General features: G+C 71.1%; 16 protein-coding genes. 6 read left to right on the forward strand and 10 right to left on the reverse strand.

Going from position 1 to position 18,825, the window contains the following annotated elements; genetic code table 11:
* Window position 1: 1 nt before the first annotated feature.
* The 4 genes from ASE01_RS15615 to ASE01_RS15630 form a co-directional block, all read right to left on the reverse strand.
* Complete coding sequence (locus ASE01_RS15615; RefSeq protein ID WP_056753913.1) at window positions 2-574, reverse strand: anthranilate synthase component II; 573 nt, start codon at window positions 572-574, stop codon at window positions 2-4.
* A complete protein-coding gene (locus tag ASE01_RS15620; RefSeq protein ID WP_056753917.1) occupies window positions 571-2,487 on the reverse strand; it encodes an anthranilate synthase family protein in 1,917 nt (638 codons plus the stop codon). Before ASE01_RS15620 ends, ASE01_RS15615 begins: the two co-directional genes overlap by 4 nt.
* Before the next feature lie 81 nt (window positions 2,488-2,568).
* Window positions 2,569-4,254, reverse strand: coding sequence for an ATP-binding protein (locus ASE01_RS15625; RefSeq protein ID WP_056754831.1), 1,686 nt, complete (start codon window positions 4,252-4,254; stop codon window positions 2,569-2,571).
* Between the two features lie 94 nt (window positions 4,255-4,348).
* The gene (locus ASE01_RS15630; protein WP_056753920.1) at window positions 4,349-6,886 is read right to left on the reverse strand and encodes a CHAT domain-containing protein; all 2,538 of its coding nucleotides are present in this window, start codon (window positions 6,884-6,886) and stop codon (window positions 4,349-4,351) included.
* A 116-nt stretch (window positions 6,887-7,002) separates the two neighbouring features.
* Here ASE01_RS15630 and ASE01_RS15635 point away from each other — a divergent pair, with 116 nt between their 5' ends.
* Window positions 7,003-8,364 carry a S8 family peptidase gene (locus ASE01_RS15635; RefSeq protein WP_056753924.1) on the forward strand — a complete coding sequence of 454 codons (1,362 nt, stop codon included), beginning with the start codon at window positions 7,003-7,005 and terminating at the stop codon, window positions 8,362-8,364.
* A gap of 66 nt (window positions 8,365-8,430) precedes the next feature.
* On the opposite strand, the gene ASE01_RS15640 is transcribed toward ASE01_RS15635, so the two are convergent.
* Entirely contained in the window at window positions 8,431-8,895 is a 465-nt protein-coding gene (locus ASE01_RS15640; RefSeq protein WP_056753929.1) for a hypothetical protein, read from the reverse strand.
* On the reverse strand, window positions 8,895-9,479 hold the full coding sequence (locus ASE01_RS15645; protein WP_082606093.1) for an RNA polymerase sigma factor: 585 nt from the start codon (window positions 9,477-9,479) through the stop codon (window positions 8,895-8,897). Before ASE01_RS15645 ends, ASE01_RS15640 begins: the two co-directional genes overlap by 1 nt.
* A 146-nt stretch (window positions 9,480-9,625) precedes the next feature.
* Here ASE01_RS15645 and ASE01_RS15650 point away from each other — a divergent pair, with 146 nt between their 5' ends.
* A complete protein-coding gene (locus tag ASE01_RS15650; RefSeq protein WP_056753934.1) occupies window positions 9,626-10,000 on the forward strand; it encodes a hypothetical protein in 375 nt (124 codons plus the stop codon).
* Between the two features lie 45 nt (window positions 10,001-10,045).
* Here ASE01_RS15650 and ASE01_RS15655 read toward each other — a convergent pair whose 3' ends face one another.
* Window positions 10,046-11,101, reverse strand: coding sequence for an SMP-30/gluconolactonase/LRE family protein (locus tag ASE01_RS15655; protein ID WP_056753937.1), 1,056 nt, complete (start codon window positions 11,099-11,101; stop codon window positions 10,046-10,048).
* Complete coding sequence (locus tag ASE01_RS15660) at window positions 11,098-12,618, reverse strand: flavin monoamine oxidase family protein (protein WP_235536041.1); 1,521 nt, start codon at window positions 12,616-12,618, stop codon at window positions 11,098-11,100. The genes ASE01_RS15655 and ASE01_RS15660 overlap by 4 nt, the downstream gene beginning before the upstream one ends.
* 70 nt (window positions 12,619-12,688) lie before the next feature.
* Here ASE01_RS15660 and ASE01_RS15665 point away from each other — a divergent pair, with 70 nt between their 5' ends.
* The 4 genes from ASE01_RS15665 to ASE01_RS15680 are packed head-to-tail and all read left to right on the forward strand — an operon-like array spanning window position 12,689 to window position 15,357.
* Complete coding sequence (locus ASE01_RS15665) at window positions 12,689-13,360, forward strand: TetR/AcrR family transcriptional regulator (protein ID WP_056753940.1); 672 nt, start codon at window positions 12,689-12,691, stop codon at window positions 13,358-13,360.
* Window positions 13,357-14,013 carry a class II aldolase/adducin family protein gene (locus ASE01_RS15670; RefSeq protein WP_056753942.1) on the forward strand — a complete coding sequence of 219 codons (657 nt, stop codon included), beginning with the start codon at window positions 13,357-13,359 and terminating at the stop codon, window positions 14,011-14,013. The genes ASE01_RS15665 and ASE01_RS15670 overlap by 4 nt, the downstream gene beginning before the upstream one ends.
* Window positions 14,010-14,945 carry a carbohydrate kinase family protein gene (locus ASE01_RS15675; protein WP_235536043.1) on the forward strand — a complete coding sequence of 312 codons (936 nt, stop codon included), beginning with the start codon at window positions 14,010-14,012 and terminating at the stop codon, window positions 14,943-14,945. Before ASE01_RS15670 ends, ASE01_RS15675 begins: the two co-directional genes overlap by 4 nt.
* A gap of 25 nt (window positions 14,946-14,970) precedes the next feature.
* Complete coding sequence (locus ASE01_RS15680; protein ID WP_157537382.1) at window positions 14,971-15,357, forward strand: hypothetical protein; 387 nt, start codon at window positions 14,971-14,973, stop codon at window positions 15,355-15,357.
* Between the two features lie 101 nt (window positions 15,358-15,458).
* Here the strand turns inward: ASE01_RS15680 and ASE01_RS15685 are convergent, their stop codons facing one another.
* Entirely contained in the window at window positions 15,459-17,474 is a 2,016-nt protein-coding gene (locus ASE01_RS15685) for a fatty acid desaturase (protein ID WP_056753946.1), read from the reverse strand.
* Window positions 17,475-17,581: 107 nt separating this feature from the next.
* Window positions 17,582-18,817 carry a PucR family transcriptional regulator gene (locus tag ASE01_RS15690; protein ID WP_056753948.1) on the reverse strand — a complete coding sequence of 412 codons (1,236 nt, stop codon included), beginning with the start codon at window positions 18,815-18,817 and terminating at the stop codon, window positions 17,582-17,584.
* Between the last annotated feature and the right edge of the window lie 8 nt (window positions 18,818-18,825).

Consider the following 18,825-nt stretch of genomic DNA (forward strand, 5'->3'; position numbering starts at 1 on the left):
ATCAGCGGTGACCGAGGAAGTTCGCGACGAGCCGGGCACCGTGCTCGGTGAGCACCGACTCGGGATGGAACTGGACGCCCATGATGGGCAGCGTCACGTGTTCCACGGCCATGGTCAACCCGGAGTGCGCGTCGCGTGCCGTCGGCCGCAGCACGTCGGGCAGCTCGAGCGCCGCGAGCGAGTGGTAGCGGACTGCGGAGAACCCGTCCGGGACTGTCTCGAACAGGCCGGTCCCGTCGTGCCTGATCTCGGCGGTGACGCCGTGCCCGGGCGGCACCCGGTCCACCGTCCCGCCGTACGCCGTGACGATGCCCTGCATGCCGAGGCAGACCCCGAGCACCGGGCGGGTGCCCGCGAGGATCACCTCACGCCCGACCGCGAAGTCCTGCTCCACGGCGGGGTTCCCGGGCCCGGGCGAGAGGACGACGAAGTCGTGGGCGAGCACCTCGGCCGCCGACACCTCGTCGTGCTGGACGACCGTGGGGAGCACGCCCGTCACGCCGGCGACGAGGTGGACGAGGTTCCAGGTGTAGGAGTCGTGGTGGTCGACGACCACGACGTCCGGCCAGGTCACAGCAGGACCGCGGACACCAGGTCGTGGATGATCTCGAAGCCGTGCTCGGTCAGGATCGACTCGGCATGGAACTGGACGCCGCGGTAGTGCGGGCCGGCGAGTGCGTTGATGTCGCCGGTCCCGGGATCGGCGTCGACGGTGACGCCGTCGGGGAGGGCATCGCCGTCGGCGACCCGACCGACGAAGGTGTTGTAGAAGCCGACCCGCTGCGGCCGACCCTCGAGCGTGACCGAGGCCTGCGTGCCCTGGAAGACGATGTCCTTGTAGGCGAGCGGGATGCCGAGGTTGTGGCACAGCGCCTGGTGGCCCAGGCAGATCGCGAGGAACGGGCGCTCGTCGGCGAGCAGGCTCGCGACGGCGGCGCGCAGCTTGGCCATCTTGGGGTCGGTGTCGTCGCGCGGGTCGCCGGGACCGGGGCCGACGATGACGAGGTCGTCGCCGTCGAGCGCCCCGGCGACGTACTCCTCGTGGCGCACGACGCGGCTGCTCATGCCCATCCGGGTGAGCATGTGGCGCAGCATGTTCACGAAGTCGTCCTCGCCGTCGAGGATGACGGCGGACTTCCCGATCAGGCGCGGGTCGACCGGCGTGCCCGCTTGGTCGGCGAGCCAGAAGCCGGAGAGGCGGTTGTTGCGGCTGCCGAGGCTGATCAGGACCTCCTCGTCGGCGACGAGGGTGGCGATGTCCGCGCTCGGCACGGGCGCCGGGGGCACGAGTCCGAAGGCGGAGAGGATGCCGCCGGCCTTGGCGTGCGTCTCGGCGACCTCGTAGACCGGGTCGGAGTCGCGTACGAGCGTGGCACCTGCGGTGACCTTGAGGTTGCCGTCGAGGTCGACGTCGGCGGTGCGCAGGATGATCGGGCTGTCGAGGACCGGCTCACCGGCGTCGTCGCGTCCGAACAGGGCCAGTGCAGAGGCGTAGTAGCCGCGACCCTCGGGCTCGTACTGCTTGATCAGCCGGCAGGCGTTCTCGACCGGCGACCCGGTCACCGTGGCGGCGTACATCGTGTCGCGCAGCACCTCACGGACGTCGCGGCTGGTGCGGCCGGCGAGGAGGTACTCGGTGTGGATGAGATGGGTCATCGGCTTGAGGAACGGGCCGAGCACCTGGCCACCCTCGGTGCAGATGTCGCACATCATCTTGAGCTCTTCGTCGACGACCATGAAGAGCTCGTAGATCTCCTTCTCGTCCTTGAGGAACTCCCGCATCCGCGCCTCGGTGCTGCGCGTCTCGCCGGCGGGCGGGCGCAGGTGGAAGGTGCCGGAGATGGGGTTCATGCGTACGTCGCCGCCGTGGACCGACACGTGCCGCTCGGGGCTCGCGCCGATCAGGAAGCGGTCGCCGGTGAAGAACACGAAGGTCCAGTAGGCGCCGCGCTCGCGCTCCAGCAGTCGACGGAACACCGACAGTGCGACGTCGGCGCCGAAGTCCGCGACGACCGCGCGGTAGTTGCGGCCGATGACGAGGTTGGCGCCCTCGCCCTGGCCGATCTCCTCCTCGATGATCGAGGCGGCGATCTTGGCGTACTCGTCGTCGTCGGTCTCGAAGGCGCCGCGGTCGGTGAACTCGACCGGCACCTCGTCGATCGCCGCGACGACGTCGGCCACGGAGAACTCGTGCTCCTCGGTCACGTCGACCACGACGAGCGGGGTGCCGTCGTCGTGGGCCTCGAACCCGCGCTCGCTGACCTGACGGAAGGGCACCGCGACCAGTCGGTCGCAGAGGTGGCCCGGCTCGGGAACGCCCGTCTCGAGGGGGATGTCCAGGATCGACTCGACGACGCTGCGGGTCCCGCCGAGCACGCCGACGGTGTCGCGATCGCCCGCCCGCGTGGAGCGCCGGATGATCGCCCACGCCTCGTGCCCCTGGATGGCCGCGATGGCTTCCCGGGCAGTGAGGCGCTGTTCAGTCATGGGCGCAGCCTATTCGGCGAGGTACCTGAGGCGCCGGGCAGTTTCGCCCTTCAGAATCCTTCGGCCCGCGAGCAGCCGACGCTACCGGGCCTTCAGGTATTTCCGGCTGCGGCTCGTGGCCGAGGCCGTCGCGTCCACGTAACCGTCGCGAATCAGTCGGCGGAGCACTGGCCGAAGGCCTCCTGGGGTACGCCCGAGTGTTGCTGCCAACTCATGAATGTCGATGGGGTTGTCGAAGGACAATGCCTCGATGATGTCGGTGTCCGAGCGACGAAGCGTCGGCTCGTCGCTCCACAACTCGTAGTCTTCGACATCGACCTGCCGTAACAGTCCCCTGTTGGCAAGGTCGTTCAGAAGCACTCGCGCCTCGTCCGAATCGATTCGAAGAAGCGTTCGGATTCCCGCGACGCCAACTCGACCCTCCCTTCGAGCGACCAACAGAGCAGCATCGTCGTAGGCACTCAACGGGCCGTTGCTGAGTTCAGCCAACCACGAACGCAGCGCAGGGACTTCAGTTCCGTGACGGCGCAGCTCCACGCTCACCTGATCGGGAGTGACGCGGAAGCGCGGCCGATCCAGGGCGTGCGCCTCCATCTCATGAACCATCATCTTGATGCCGCCTCCCTGACCTTCGACGGTGACTCCCGCGCCCTCTGCAACGGGTACCGCCTGGAGGAGTTGCATCAGGGTCTGGTTACGACATCTCGAAATGCCGTCGTCCAAGCTCTCGAGAGTCTTGCCACCCCACAGGCCTCCGGGGTTCGTGACAACCACCCGGTCCGGATACACGTCGACAGTCACGGGCTGTCCTTGGAACATCTCGTGGTACTCCCGATGGACGACGGCGTTCGCAATCGCCTCACGGAGGACCTCCTGCGGGATCTCCAGGTGATCGACACGCGCGCTGCCGTCGACCGTCGAGTACACGCGGAGGTTCCGCGCGGTCGCCGTGACAGCTTGGTCGATCGCTTCTGCCAAGGGGCCGTCGCACAGGCTTCTGTCGAGGAAACGAAATCTCTCCCCAGGAGCCGACTTCTCGTTGCTCGGGTGCACTGCGACGTCGATGATGAACCGAGGAAAGAACTGCTGTGGGTAAGAACCCACCACCAGCAGTCCAGCGAGCCGTACCTGACCGTCCTTCGTGAGGACATTGAGTCGGGCAAGCTGCTCTGCTCGACCAGCGGCGCCACGGAGTGCCTTGGAGCCCTTCCGCCGTGAGAGCAGTGCTTCAATCAAGCCTTCTTCCAAGTCGTCGACATCGGCCTCAGGTACGGAGCGTCGGTCCGTGTTCTGGGATGTGAGGGCGACCTGCATCTCGAAGATCTCGGTAGGAGACAACCGGATGTCCTTGTCGTCCACTCGTTTGTAGCTGCCGCCCTGCACCCCCTTGGCGCGCACGTAGCACGGCTTGCTGCCGAGGTCGTTCTCCGCAATCTCGATGACGAGAATCGGTGCGCCCTCCACCTCCCCCCGGCTGATGACATAGGTCGGTGCGCTGACGAGTCGCCCAGCACCGCCACCATCCCCTATGCCCTCGACGAACTGGTCGCGAATTCGATCTGGATCGAAGCCGTGGATCGGCTCGAACCCCGCTTCCTCACTGAGGCCCAACAGGAGAACTCCTCCCGCAGTGTTCGCGAAGGCGCTGACGGTGTCCCACACACTCGCGCCCAAGCCCACAGAACATGCCTTGACTTCGCACAGTGAGTCGTCATTGCACTGAAAACGAAGGCGGCGCACGGTCGCCGTCAGTGCTTCGGGGGTCATCACACGAGTTCCGATCCGTCTCAGTGAATATTCTTACTTCTCAGTGTAGTTCAGTGTTCTTCACTGAAGAACACTGAGAAGTGGTTCGTTGCGCTCAGACGCCGAGGGCGAGGAAGGCGGCGGCGGTCCCGGGGGCGACCGGGTCCCCGGACGCTGCCCGACGGACGTCGAGGAGGGCCGTGGCGGGGTCCTTCCCGGCGGCGAGCGCGTCGTGGAGGACGAGCATCAGGTCCGCGGTGGCGGCGTCGTTGACCTCGGCGACGCTGCTGACCAGCCCGGCCGTGCCGAGCGAGAACAGCGCGGAGGCGAGGCCCAGCAGCTCCTCCGCCCCGACGGGGGCCAGGACGCCCGACTCACAGGCCGAGAGCACGACGCGGTACGGCGCCCGGCGCACCCGCTCGAGGTCGTGCACCGTCAACGGGCCGTCCGCCAGGTCGAGGGAGGAGAACAGCGGGCTGTCGGCGCGGAAGTGGCCGTGCGCGGCGAGGTGGACCAGGTCGGCGCCGTCGAGCTGGGCGAGCACCTGCTCGAGGGTGGCGTCCGGGCCGGTGAGCAGGGCGGCGCCGACGTGGCGGTCGGCCAGCACCGGCACCTCCGCGCCACCGGTGGCCAGCCCGGGGCCGCTGACCAGGATCGTCCGACGGCGGGGCGCGGGCGGCCGCGGTGTCGCCGACGCGCGCAGCCACTGCCCGGCGGAAGGTACGACGGAGAAGGGTCGGTCGGCGAGCGACGGGAGCAGCGACCAGGCGAGCCCGTGCAGCCGGGCCGTCGGGGCCAGCACGACCGGACCGTCGGGAAGCAGCCCGGCGGCCTCGCCGAGGACCGCGTCCTGGAGCTGGCGGCCGAGCCCGGTCGTGTCGGCAGCGCGACCGCGGGAGATGCGACGCAGCAGCATCCCGGCCGGCCCGAGCAGCGCGGCCACCTCCGCCGTCGTACCCGCGATCCGGCGACGGACCCTTCCGTCGTGGACGACGAGGACGTGCAGCACACCGTCGACGTCGACCAGCTCGACGAGGCACCCGTCACCGACGGCGGCGACGACCTCGTCCGCGGCAGGCGGTCGCTGCTCGTCTGCGCTCGCGGACAATGTGTGGCTCTCCGCCCGCACCGCCCGCTCCAGCCGTCGTCGCTCGCGCTCCAGGGCGTCGGTCGCCTCGCCCTCCTGTCGCGCCTCGGCGAGCCGGCGACCGTTGTCGCGCAGCGCTGCGAGGGGAGCCGGGATCGTGGCTGCGTCGGAGGTCGCGGGAGGCTGGGCCAACGCGGTGGCCCGGGTGCGCTCACTCCAACGGAGCAGGGTGCGCGGGTCGGTCGCGGCGTGGCGCAGCGCGATCGTGGTGAGCTCGCGACCGTGCGTCGTGGCGAGCGCGCGCAGCTCGGAGGACCCGATCAGGCGGCGGTGCTCGTCGATCGCGTCGAGGCCGGAGGCGGCAGCGCGCAGGACCCCGCCGCGGTCCCCCTTCGCCTCGCCGGCCAGGGAACGGGCGTGCCAGGCGGCGGCGCGGACGAGGGCGTTCGGGTGGCGCCGGTACGACGCCGCCTGCTCCCAGAGCGGGACGCCCTGCGCAGCCGCCAGCAGCCCACCCGCGAGCACGAGGGCCAGGGGCGCCTCGTGTGCCCTCTCCTCGTGGAGCGCGGTCGCGACGGCGACGACTTCGCCCCGCTTCCGCAGCGCTGTTCCGGCGGAAGCGTGGGCCCGGACGGTGACGAGCCGCGCGCGCAGCTCGAACCAGTCGCGGTGCTGGCGACGGTAGGCGGTCCGCGCCGTCACGGCTGCGTCCAACGCTGCGCGCGGATCCCCCGCGCTGAGGTGCGCGGACGCGAGCTGGAGGAGGAGGTCCGCACGGTCGACAGTGATCACCCCGGTGGCTCGCACCCGTCGCTCCAGCAGCGCGACGGCCTCGTCCGCCAGTCCCGCGGCGAGCTGGCCGGCGGCGTACACCTCGATCATCACGTCGGGCGGCTCGAGGCCTGCCGCGGCATAGGCGGCCTCCGCCCCGGCGTAGTGGCGCAGGCCGGTGGCCACGTCTCCGCGGGCGACGGCGATCTCCGCGAGGTTCTCGAGGACACCGACCCGCTCTCCCGTGGCCCCCGCCTGGGCGAACAAGCGGTCGGCGGCACGGACCTCGCGCTCCGCGGACTCGAGGTCACCGAGGTTGATCTCGATGTCGGCCAGGCAGATCCGGCCACGGGCCTCCCAGAGATCGTCCTTGCCAGCCAGGTCGCGCAGCGCCGCGCTGATGACCGGGCGCGCCTCACCATGACGACCGAGGACCGCCAACACGTTGGCCTTGCGCATCCCCACCCTGGCGGCGAGCTCACCGCTCGAGCCCCGCAGGGCGGCATCGAGCTCGACCAGACCTGCCCGGGTCCGCCCGGCGAGGAAGAGCGCCACGCCGTACGACGCCCGGATGTCGTGATGGCGGTCCGGGGACCCGAGCTCCTCGGCAGCCCGCATCGCCTTGCGGAAGTGGGCGAGGGCGGGTCCGGTGCGACCTTCGTCGCGGGCAACGATGCCCAGGCACTGGTGGGCCGTGGACAGGGCCGCTGCGTCGGGCCGGGCCGCCAGGACCTGCTCCGCACGTCGTCGCGCGGCGGGGGGATTGTCGACGGCCAGCGCGATCAGGTCCTCCACGCCAACCTCGCTCCGAACCAGCGGATCCCTTGCTTTACCGGGATTCCCGACGAGCACTACGGTAGCGCCGTCCCCACCTCGGGGTCTCTCGCTACTGCCGTGCTCCAGGAGTGGCCATGTCAGCACCAGACGAATCCCGTCTCACGCTTCTCGGCCGCCTTCGCCGGCTGCTGCCCACGCCCCGGCCGGCCAGCGGACGGGACCTCGACGCCGCGATCGCCCGGGCACAGGTGCGCGTCATCCTCGATGCCTTCGGACGGGACGGCGCCCGGGGTGCTCCGAGCACCGGCAACCGTTCCCCACGTGACGGGGCCGACGTCCACTACCTGTTCCGCCCGCGCTGCGCACTGGTCCGGGCCGAGGACTTCGACCGGCTGGTCCGGTTCTTCGACGAACGCCCTCGCGAGTTCGAGGGAGGGCCGGACCGGGTCGCCGAACCCACGCCGGGCCTGCTGCTGATCAGCCTCCCCCGGCGTACCGATCGGGCCGACGACGTCCTCGCCACGCTGGACCAGATCGATCGTGAGCTCGGCACGGGCATCGCGACCCCCGACCACATCCTCTACGTCGCGGTCCGATCGAAGTTCTGCCCCGCGACCGAACCCCTCATCCCGGACGGCCGCTCCGCGACGGTCTTCCCCGTGCCGCGGACCGACGCGCAGGTCGGCGCCGGCGTGAACATCGCGGTCGTCGACACCGGCCTGTGGAAGCAGGCCGTGACCAGCAAGAAGTCCCCGTGGATGAAGGGCGTGGTCGCCGACCAGGACGACCTCGAGGTGATCGACCCGCAGGCCATCCACCCCTACGCCGGTCATGGCACCTTCGTCTCGGGTGTCGTCAAGTGCCTCGCGCCGGGAGCACGCGTCGAGGTCGAGGGTGCGCTGACCAAGGGCGGTGCCGTCCACGAGTCGGAGCTGGTCGCGCAGCTCGACCAGGCGCTCAAGGAGGAGGACCACCCGGCCCTGATCAGCATCTCCGCGGGCAGCCACACCCGCAACGGCTTCGCCCTGCTGTCCTTCGAGATGCTGGCTTCGACGTACGGCCTCGACGACGGCGAGCAGACCCTCATCATCGCGGCCGCCGGCAACGACGGGAGCAAGGAGCCGTTCTGGCCGGCCGCCTTCCCGTGGGTGGCTGCCGTCGGGTCGGTCGACCGCGACGCCAAGGTCTCCGACTTCTCCAACCACGGCCCCTGGGTGGACGTGTTCGCCCGCGGCCGTGACCTCGTCAACGCCTTCCCGACCGGCAGGTACACCTGCTACGAACCGCCGAACGTCGGACAGGTCCGGACCTTCGAGGGCCTCGCCCGGTGGAGTGGCACGTCCTTCTCGACACCGATCGTCACCGGACTGGTCGCGGCGCGGATGAGTGCCACCGGGGAGAGCGCCCTCACGGCGTTCAAGGCGGTCGTCGGCGCGGGCACCGCGTCGAACGACCCGAAGGCGGGATCGGCACCGACCGTCGGTCCGCTGACCTGAGTCCCGGCACCGGAGCCAGAGGTCTCGAGACGGTCGCTGCGCGACCTCCTCGACCGACGGGTGGGCTCAGAGGGTGACCCAGGGCGTCGTCAACGACGACTCCCCGGCGCTCACGACGAACCGCACGGAACCCTGGCCGACGGCCGCGAAGCGGAAGAAGCCCGCTGCGTCGACCGGTGCCGTGACCTCGTCGACGCCCGGTCGCTGGAGCGCGACCGACACGCCCGTTGCCCCGACCTCCGCGCCGACGACCTCGCCGAGCACGTCGGCGCCGTCGATCTCCAGCTCCAGGGTCAGTCCTGCGCCGGCGTACGACAGCGTGCGCGGCCCCTCTGCCGACGACCGCACCGCAGCGCTCGCCTCCAGCGCGGAGTCGTGGAGCAGCTCAGCGAGCTCCTCGTCGACCGAGCGCCACGCGAAGGCGCCTCGCGCCGCCTCACGCCGACGGTCGGAGACCGCATCGGTCTCGGCGACGGCCTCACCCACCAGGGCCACCAGCTCGTCGTCGCTCAGCTCGTCCCACTCACTCATCAGCTCATCCCTCCCACGAGATCAGGTCCGAACCCGCGCAGGGCCCGGGTACGACGCAGCTGCTCGAGCGCTCGCGCCCGGGTCGGGCCGATGCTGCCGATCGGGATGCCGAGGCGGCGACTGATCTCCTCGTAGGCGATCGGCGGCACCTCGACGAGGAGCAGCAGGAGCGCGCGACGCGCGTCGGGCAGCTCCGCGAGGGCCTCGCGCAGCAGCTGGCGGCGTTCGACGACCAGCAGCCCGGCATCGGCGACGTCGTCCTCGACCGCGTCGAGGCGCAGGCCGTCGTCCTCCTGCGGGTCGACCGGGCGGACCCGGCCGCGCGCGGCGAGCAGGCGCAGGCACTCGTTGCGGGTGGTCGTGCGGATCCAGCCGGGCAGGGCGGCCGGCTCGCGCAGGTCGCCGAGGTGCTCGACCAGGCGCAGCCACACGGTCTGGCTGACGTCGTCGCCGTCGGCCTCCGAGAGCCGGTGGCCGCGGATGATCGCGCCCACGAGCGGGAGGAAGCGGTCGACGATGGTGTCCCACGCATGCTGGTCCCCTCCTCGCGCTGCGGGGACGAGCGTCGACAGCTGTTCCGTCACGCGTGCATCGTCCCGTACTCCTGATCCGCGGGGCCACCCCGGTGATACCTCGAAATCGTGTGTATCACCGACCGGGGCCCGCTGGTCCTCCTCCCGTCAAGCCGAAGCAGCACTCCCGCTGCGAGCTCCCCGGAAGGAACACCGTCATGACCTGGAACGAGACCCACGAGCGCACCCGCATCATCCGCGAGGTCGAGGCCGCCGCGGCCGCCGACATGAGCGGAGCCCTCCCCTGGCGGGAGGAGTGGGCGCAGTACTTCACCAGCCCGGCCGGCCTGGTCGCCGTCCTTCGGGCCCGGTGGCAGCACATGTGCGAGGCCCAGCTGGACGACCGCGTCCCCGAGGACGAGGTGGAGGCGTCGTACCGCCGCCTGCGCCGCACCCACGCGGGCATCCTGGCAATCCTCGCCCAGGCCGACGCCGGGGTCGACCTGACCGCGCGACTCGTCGCGCCGATGCCGACCGCCGTCTCCCACGCCCGTCGCCGCCTGCTCCGCGGCGGCCCCGTGCTGCCCGTCTGAGCACGACCATGGTCCTCGAGATGAGCCACCTCGCCGCGCTCACCCTCAGCGCAGGGTCGAGCGCGTCGGGATGACGACCGGGCGCCCGGCCTCGCCGACCTCCGTCGCGAGGATCACGTGCCTGCTGGTGTCGCCGAGGATCGCCGACTGGTTGGCCACCAGCACCCGGGTGCCCTGGAAGGTCGCGTTCGACGGGCTGTCGAACGGTACGGCGGAGCCGCTGGCGGCGTACCGCGCGAGGACCTTGCCGCTCGGGCTGAGCTTGAGGATCCGGTTGCTGCCGAGCAGCGCGAGGTAGATGTTGCCGGAGCGGGCGATCCCGAAGCCGTCGGGCAGGTCGAGCGTCGAGGAGCGCCACAGCGAGACGAGGGTGCCCGGCCTGCCATCCGCCCCCACCCTCAGCCGGTAGAGGTGGCCGCGGAACAGGTCGAGCGCGTCGCCGGTCGTCTGCTGGCTGATCAGGAACGAGCGGGTGGCGGGCTCGTAGACCAGGCCGGTCGTGCCGAAGCCGGCCACGCCCGCGAGCTTCTTCGAGCGGAACCACACTGTCGGGGTGCCGCCTGCAGCAGGGATCCGCCAGATCACGTCCTGGCCGTAGTCGCTCAGGAACAGCGCGCCGCCCGGCCCCCAGGTCGCGTAGTTGGGGATCGGGTGGCCGCCGCCGGGCAGGTCCGGGATCGTCGCCTGCACCTGGAACCGGCCGGTCCGCACGTCGAGGGTGAGCACCCGGCCGCGGGACTTCTCCAGCAGGACGAGGCGCCCGCGGGCGTCGGAGGCCGCGACCTGGACGCCGCGCGCCGTGGCCAGGTCCTGGCCCGGCACCGTCCACGAGCGCAGCAGCGTGCCGCCGGCGGTGTACTCGAAGACCCGCGAGCGCATCGAGTCGCCGGTGGGATTGGTGTAGGTGCCGGCGTACACGCGTCCGTTGGTGTGGACGTGCACGTACGCCGGGAAGCCGGGCGACTGGACCTTCGCGAAGACCTTGGTGGTGCCGGGCTTCGCAGCAGCGGAGACGGCGGGAGCAGCAGAGGCCGGGCCGAGGAGGACCAGGACCAGCAGCGCCAGCAGGGCGAGCCGGATCACGACGACGGGACGCTTCACAGCTTCTCCAGCACCTCGATCGCGGCCCGCTTGCCGGCGCGCACGGCACCGTCCATGTAGCCGTTCCAGTAGGTCGCGGTCTCGGTCCCGGCCCAGTGCACGCGCCCGAAGGGGCGCGCGATGTGGCGGCCGTACGTCGACATCACGCCGGGCGTGTAGATCGCGACCGGGCCGCCGCGGGTCCAGCGCTCCCCGACCCAGTCGTGCTCGGTGTACTCGATCGGCTTCAGGGCCTTCGGGCCGAACATCGAGGCGAAGCCCTCGAGCACGGCCTTGCGCCGCTCGGCGACCGAGAGCGTGCCGTACTGGTTCCACGTCGAGCCGCCGACGAAGGCGAGCAGGATGCCGTGCCCGGTGTTGCGCACGCCGTTGTCGAAGGCGACCCGCACGGCGCCGCTGTCGGAGAGCCCGAAGCCGGTGAGGCCGTCGGTGCGCCAGAACGGCTTCTCGTAGACGGCATCGCACTTCATCAACCGGCCCATGCGCAGCCTGGTGAGCAGCGCGTGATGACCGGCCGGCATGCCGGGCGCGAAGTCGATGCCGAGCACCTGGCGCGGCGGGGCGGCGACGATCACCCGGCGGCAGGCGACGTTCCCGCGCGTCGTACGCACCACGGCCTTGCCGTCGAGGTGCTCGATCTTCGTGACGGCCGCACCGAGCGCGACCCGGTCACCGAGTCGCTGCGCGAGGTGGAGCGGGATCCGCTGGGAGCCGCCGACGAAACGGCTCTCCTGCGCGCCGCCGACGGTGTCGGAGTTGCGCTCGAACGTGCCCACGTGGGTCTCGTTGCCGGAGCAGGCGATGTAGTGGATGACGAAGAGCAGCGAGAGCTGGTCGGGGTCGGCGCCGAAGCCGGGCTGCGTCCAGGCCCGGATCAGCCCCTCGATCCCCTTGCTGTTCAGCGTGTTCTTGCGGATCCAGTCCCCGAGCGTCATCCGGTCCCACTCGACGGCCTTCGGGTGTTCCCACGGCGCGTCGACGGGCATCGTCGCCGCGAAGTCGTTGAGCTTCTGCAGCGCGAGGGCCGCGTCGAGCAGGATCAGCGGGTCCGGCGGGACGGTTCCCGTGAACTCCTGCCGACCGAGGAGCGGGTTGGAGGAGACGTAGACGTTCTTGCCGGTGGCGTACTCCTTGAAGGTGCCGATGCCGAGGTCGTCGGCCAGCGCCTTGATGTGGCTCTGGGTCGGCCCGATGAACGCGCCGCCGGCCTCGATCGTGCCGCCGGTGCGCAGGGTGTGGTTGAGCACCCGGCCGCCGACCCGGTCCCGGGCCTCGACGACCAGCACCGAACGGCCCTTGCGGGCGATCCGGTAGGCCGCCATCAGGCCGGAGATGCCCGCACCGACGACGACCACGTCGACCTTGCGCGGGAGCGGGCCGCGCAGCGTCGCGGCGCCGACCTCGGCCTCGAGCGCATCGATGGCCAGCGCACCGAGTGCGACAGCACCGCCGGCGATCAGGCCGCGGCGACCGAGGGTGAGTGCCTCGGGCGGCAGCATCGGGAGGGTCGGGCCCATGGGAAACACCTTTCACCAGACAGGAAAGTGAATCTGTGTCAGTTTCGGCTTCGGAGGCTACACTGGCCTCATGTCTTCCGCCACCGTCGACGGCTCAACGAGCGACACCCCGCCGGGTGCTGTCGGCCCGAGCCGTCGCCGCCTGCCGACCCAGGCACGCTCGCGCGAACGGGTCGAGCGGATCCTCGACGCAGCGGCCGAGCTCGTCGTGACCGAGGGCGTCGAGGGCCTGAGCACCCGCTCGATCGCCGACTCCGCCGGACTCCCCGTCGCCTCGCTCTACCAGTACTTCGCCGACAAGGAAGCCGTGCTCCTCGCGCTCTGCGAGCGGGACATGGCCGAGATGGACGACCAGGTCGCCACCGACCTCGGCCAGCTGCGCGAGATCACCATCGCGACCCTCGTCGACACCTCGATGCGCGCGTTCGTGAAGGTCTACCACCGGCGCCCGGCCTTCATGCAGATCTGGATGCGCGGGCGCACCAACTCCGCCGTCTACGACTACGGCCGCCACCACAACAAGCGGATCACCGAGAACCTCCTCGCCTTCGCCGCCGACGCGGGACTGGTCGACCAGGGCGACTACACCGACGCCCAGCTGCTGGCCATCGGAGAGCTCGCCGTCGAGCTCGGCGACCGGGCCTTCCAGCTCGCCTTCGAGCGCGACCCGCGCGGCGACGACTTCCTCATCGACCAGGCCATCGAGCTCGTCACGGGCTACCTCGAGCGGATCACGCGTTGAGCGGTGCAGCTGCGCTGCGCGCGTCCGTCGCCGACGCTGCCCGTCAGCTCGCCGACGCCGGCCTCCTGGTCAGCACCGCCGGCAACGTCAGTGCCCGTGAGGGTGATCTCGTCGCCGTCACCGCGACTGGCGTCGTGCTCGGCCGCTGCACGCCGGACGACGTGACCGTCGTCGATCGCCACGGCGAGGTCGTCGAGGGACGGCTCGCCCCGACGTCCGAGCTGGCCCTGCACCTCGGCGTGTACGACGCCCGCCCGAGCGAGGTCGCCGTCGTGCACACCCATGCCCCGTTCGCGACGGCCATCGCGTGCGTGCTCGACGAGCTGCCGGTGCTGCACTACCAGCAGCTCTCCCTCGGCGGCGCGATCCGCGTGGCGTCGTACGCGACCTTCGGGACTGACGAGCTCGCCGCCGGTGTGCTTGCCGCGCTCGACGGGCGCTGTGCCGCGCTGATGGCCAACCACGGCTCCGTGACCGTCGGCAGCAGCCTGGGGGCCGCGGTCGAGAACGCGCTGCTCCTCGAGTGGCTCTGCCAGCTGCATCACCGTGCGAGCGCCCTCGGCACCCCCCGCGTCCTCACCGACGAGCAACAGCTCGACGTGATCCGGGTCGCGATCGAGCGCGACTACGGCACCCCGAAGGAGAACCCGTGAGCAACCGGATGACCGTCGCCGCCGTCGGCGTCCACGTCCTCGACACCCACGTCCTGGGGATCGAGTCGATCCCGGCGGGATCCGAGGGCCAGCTCGTCGAGACGATCCGCATGTCGCCCGCCGGCACCGCCGGCGGCACTGCCGTCGTGCTGAGCCGACTCGGCGCCACCGTCAGGTCGTACGGCGCCGTCGGCACCGACCCCGTCGGAGACACCCTCCTCGCCCTGCTCGCGCGGGAGGGCGTCGACGTCACCGGTCTGGTCCGCAAGGACGAGCACCAGACCTCGGCCTCGGTCCTGCCCGTGCGGCCGAACGGCGACCGGCCGGCCTGGCACTGCATCGGCGCCAACGGTGCGTTCGCGCTCACCGACCTGCCGGACGACGTCCTCGACGGTGTCACGCACCTGCACCTCGGCGGACCCGAGTTCCTCGGCGGCGACGCCGCCGGCGAGCTCCTCGCCCGCGCCCGCAGCCAGGGCATCACCACCTCCGTCGACATCCTGGCGCCGGGTGACCCGGACATGCTGGCCTGGATCGCGGCGGCCCTGCCGCACACGGACTTCCTGCTGCCCAACGACGAGCAGGTCCTCGGCTTCACCGGTGCGACCACCCTCGCCGACGGCGCCCGCGCCCTGCTCGAGCACGGCGTCGGGTGCGTGGCCGTCACCCAGGGCGCGAAGGGTGCGCTGGTGGTGAGCGCCGAGGGGGTCGTCGAGGTGCCGGCATTCCCGATCGACGCCGACGACCTGGTCGACACGACCGGGTGCGGCGACGCGTTCTCCGCCGGCTTCCTGCGCGGGCTCTCCCTCGGCCGCACCCCCGCGGACGCCGCACGGCTCGGCTGCGCGACGGCGGCCCAGGTGGCACAGGGGCTCGGCACGGATGCGGGTGCCTACGACCTCACGGTCGTCGAGGCTTTCGCCGCGCAGTAGCGCCGCGAGATGGCATCATCGCGCCATGCAGGGACGAGCGCTGAACCGCGAGCCGTGGCAGGGCACAGCCTGGTTCGTGGCGTGGTCCTCCTTTGTCGCCGTGAAAATGATCGATGTCGAGGGAGCCGCTTCGCGCCCGTGGTGGCTCGCCGCCGGTCTCGCCGGCGGATTCGCCTGGCAGTGGCTCTACCGCCGAGACCTCGTCTCGCGCCTGACCGTGCCGGCCGCGCTCGTGGCTGTTGGGCTGGCCGGGGCGATGGTCACTCGCACGTCGATCCGCTGGGAGGACATGGACACGGCCGGTCTCTGGGTCATCGGCGCTCTCATCGGCTTGGTGGCGTGCGAGCAGGTCCAGCGTCACCTCGACAGCCGACACCCCGCACCCCAGCCCGATCACATCGGCGCGGGCTGACCGGCGCGGGCGGCGCGCAGGAATCCCCTCTTCAGCAGGTATCCCGAAACCGCCGAAACCACTGAACCGACCCAGAGGTCCGCGGTCGCGTCTCATCCCCCTCAGGCGTCGTAGTCGACCCGCAGCTCCTCGGTCACCGGGTGCGCCTGACAGGTCAGCACGTAGCCGTCGGCGATCTCGTCGTCGTCGAGCACGTGGTTCTGGTCCATGACCGCGCGGCCCAGCAGGACCTTCGCCCGGCAGGTGCCGCAGGCGCCACCCGCGCAGGAGTACGGCGGATCGATGCCGGCCTGCATCGCGGCGTCGAGGATCGTGTCGCCGTTCGAGGACAGCGCCATCGTGGTCTCGATCCCGTCGATGGCGACGGTGACCTCGCTGACCAGATCGACCTGGACCGCGGTGGCGGCGGGATCGCCAGCGGCGACGTGGAACACCTCGGTCAGCACCCGACCAGGATCGGTCAGCTCGCCCAGCGCCGACCCGACGCCGTCGACCATCTCCTGCGGTCCACAGAGGAACCACGCCGCGACACCGGCGATGTCCTCGTCCGAACCGATCAGGCCGAGGACGAGCTCCGGTGTGATCCGCCCGGCCAGCGCTGCATCGGGCTCCCGGGACAGGACGTGGTGGACCCGCAGCCGGTCGCCGTACGTCCCCTGCAGCGCAGGAATCCGCTCGCCGAACATGGTCGACTCAGCCGTCCGGTTGCCGTAGACGAGGGTGAACCGGCTGGCCGACTCGACCTCGAGCGTGGTCGCGATCGTGGACATCATCGGCGTGATCCCGGACCCGGCTGCGACTGCCACGTGGTGGCGGGAGGCGCTGGGGTCCAGGCGCACGTGGAAGCCACCGGTCGGCGTCATCACGTCGAGGATGTCGTCGACAGAGAGGTGCTCGTTGACGTACGTCGAGAACACGCCGCCCTCGATCTTCTTGACCGCGACCCGCAGGGTCCGCGCCGAGACGGGCTCGACGAGCGAGTAGCTGCGCCGCACGTCCTGCCCGTCGACGACGGCCCGCAGGGTGACGTGCTGACCCTGGGCGTAGGCGTACTCGTGGGCGAGGTCGGCGGGCACGTCGAAGGTGACGGCGACGCTGTCCGCGGTGAGCGGCTCGACCGAGCGCACCCGCAGCGGGTGCAGGACCGGACGCTGCACCGCGCCGGCGTTCGGGGAGTCGGTGAGCTGGTCGGTCAGCCGGCGCCAGGTGCGGTACTCACTGGGTGTCAGGGAGCGCCCGAACCACGTGGAGATGGCGGCGTTGCGGTCCAGGTAGGCCTGCTCGTTGCGGCGCCAGGCGCGCACGTAGCGGTAGAACGGGATGCTCGGGTGCAGGTGATGCACGAGGTGGTAGTTCTGGTAGACGAACAACGGCGTCAGCATCCTCTCCCCGCCGACCCGGACCCGCGTGGCCCGGTACTTGTCCTCGCGCTGGGTCACGGTGAGTCCGTGGTGCGGGAGGTAGTCGAACCACCAGCCCAGCGCGAGGATCCCGAGGCGCTGCGGGATGAACCACGCCCACAGCAGCTCGGAGCCGTAGCCGGCGGCGGCCACACCCGCGAAGGCACTGACGACCGCGACGAACCACACCAGCACGATCGCCGCCTCGGCCCGTGGCCGCTGCCCGATCCGCCGCAGGTAGAAGGCGACGTAGTAGAGGTCGATGCTCGCCCAGCGCAGCGGGAGCAGCACCTTGGGTCCCTCGTCGCACCACGCGTCCGGGTCGACGCCCATGCCCTCGTTGGTGTTGCGGTGGTGCTCGATGTGGAGGAACTTCACCAGTGGGTACGTCGCCCACGGCACCACGAGCGGCACGGACAGGTGCCCGAACGCGTTGTTGACGCGGGTGTTGGTGCTGACCGCGTGGTGGGTCGCCTCGTGGAGGACGCTGAACATCAGGAAGGTGACCGCACCGCCCATCGGGACCGTCACCCAGCGCGACCAGTCCCAGGCCAGCGCGCCACCCAGCGCCAGCGCGAAGAGGGCAGCCGTGCCGACGTACAGGGCAGCGGTGGGCCACGCCATCCGCGGCACCCGCTCCCCCGGGTCGGGCAGTCCGGTCACCGACTGGCGCAGCTCGCTGCGGGCCGAGGCGGTCGGGGGCACGGTCGTCTCCATGGCCTCACCGTAGGTCCGCGAGGCGGTGCCGCACCTTGGTCACGACGCCAAGAACCCCGCCACCTGATTGGACCCTCGCACCGACGACACGAGACCCGATCCGGTGGTCAGTCCTGCTGCGCAGCCACCGGCACCAGGTAGGTCTCGTGACAACGGAGCGCGACGTCGATCTCGGTGGGCGAGTCCGCGATGCGGCGGCCCATCAGCTCCTCGGCCCGCTCGATCCGGTAGCGCACGGTGTTCTTGTGGACCAGGAGCTGCTTGGCGGCGGCGTCCACGCTGCCGCAGGCGAGCAGGGCTCGCAGGGTCGCACGCAGCCGGGCGACCTGCTCGTCGGTCGAGGTGAGCCGTCCCAGGATCCGGTGCACGAAGCGACGCATCGCCTCGCCCTCACCGACCAGGGTCAGCAGCTCGACGTCGGCGAAGAAGGTGATCGGCTCCGGCCGGTGGCCGGCCAAGGCGATCCGCTGGGTCGCGAGCGCCTCGCTGTGGGAGGCGCAGAAGCCGTCGATGCCCAATGACGGTGACCCGATCGCGGCGATGATGTGACGCTCGCTGAGCCACCCCCCGCACCCGTCGAGACGACCGAGGTCCGGCACCTCGGCCGAGCTGATCCACGCCCACAGGTCGCGGCCACCGGGGTGGACCACGAGCGGCTGGCGCAGACCGAGCGTCGAGGTGATCGTCTGCGCCGCCTGCGGGAGGTCGGCGATCCGGGCGTCGTCGGCGGTGTGGAGCAGGACGGCGGTCTGGTACGCCGACACCGGGTGACCACCGAGCCGGGCCGAGGCCTCACGCGGATCGGCGAGCGAACCGGAGAGCACGGCGCGGACGGCCTCCAGGCGACGCGCCGCATCGCCCTGCCGGATCCGCTCCAGCTCCTCGGAGAAGATCGCGACCGACTGCTCGACGGAGCGGTCGAACCACGTGCTCGAGCGGGTCCAGAAGTGCACCAGCGCATCGGCCTCGGACACGCCCTCGGCACGGTCGACCCGGATCGCGCGGGTGATGAACTCCCACACCGCCTGCTCGCCGGCGGTGTAGATCTCGAAGATCACCGGCAGCGGGTACCCGTGCTGGGCCACCGCCAGCGGGACCTCGCGGGCCTCCTGCACGAAGTGGAAGGTCTGCTCGGGCTGGCCGAGGTTGGCCAGGAAGGAGCGCCAGTGCGCATCGCAGGCGTCACGCACCGCGCTCTGCAGGGCCGGGTCGTCGCGCACCTGCGCCACCTGGTCGACGATCCGGCCCAGGACGCTGCCGACCCATCGCTCGACCGCCGGGCTCTCGGACTCCGCGGCCACGAACTCGGCGATCCATGCGCGCAGCTGCCCGTCGACCGTCATCACTCCCC

Origin of the sequence: Nocardioides sp. Root190 (assembly GCF_001428565.1) — a bacterium.
GTDB lineage: Bacteria > Actinomycetota > Actinomycetes > Propionibacteriales > Nocardioidaceae > Nocardioides.

What these genes read in the sequence shown, in the direction of transcription:
- ASE01_RS15620 (WP_056753917.1), bottom strand. Translation starts at nt 2,487, where the DNA reads ATGACTGAACAGCGCCTCACTGCCCGGGAAGCCATCGCGGCCATCCAG.
- ASE01_RS15625 (WP_056754831.1), bottom strand. Translation starts at nt 4,254, where the DNA reads ATGACCCCCGAAGCACTGACGGCGACCGTGCGCCGCCTTCGTTTTCAG.
- ASE01_RS15635 (WP_056753924.1), top strand. Translation starts at nt 7,003, where the DNA reads ATGTCAGCACCAGACGAATCCCGTCTCACGCTTCTCGGCCGCCTTCGC.
- ASE01_RS15640 (WP_056753929.1), bottom strand. Translation starts at nt 8,895, where the DNA reads ATGAGTGAGTGGGACGAGCTGAGCGACGACGAGCTGGTGGCCCTGGTG.
- ASE01_RS15650 (WP_056753934.1), top strand. Translation starts at nt 9,626, where the DNA reads ATGACCTGGAACGAGACCCACGAGCGCACCCGCATCATCCGCGAGGTC.
- ASE01_RS15660 (WP_235536041.1), bottom strand. Translation starts at nt 12,618, where the DNA reads ATGGGCCCGACCCTCCCGATGCTGCCGCCCGAGGCACTCACCCTCGGT.
- ASE01_RS15665 (WP_056753940.1), top strand. Translation starts at nt 12,689, where the DNA reads ATGTCTTCCGCCACCGTCGACGGCTCAACGAGCGACACCCCGCCGGGT.
- ASE01_RS15680 (WP_157537382.1), top strand. Translation starts at nt 14,971, where the DNA reads ATGCAGGGACGAGCGCTGAACCGCGAGCCGTGGCAGGGCACAGCCTGG.
- ASE01_RS15685 (WP_056753946.1), bottom strand. Translation starts at nt 17,474, where the DNA reads ATGGAGACGACCGTGCCCCCGACCGCCTCGGCCCGCAGCGAGCTGCGC.
- ASE01_RS15690 (WP_056753948.1), bottom strand. Translation starts at nt 18,817, where the DNA reads ATGACGGTCGACGGGCAGCTGCGCGCATGGATCGCCGAGTTCGTGGCC.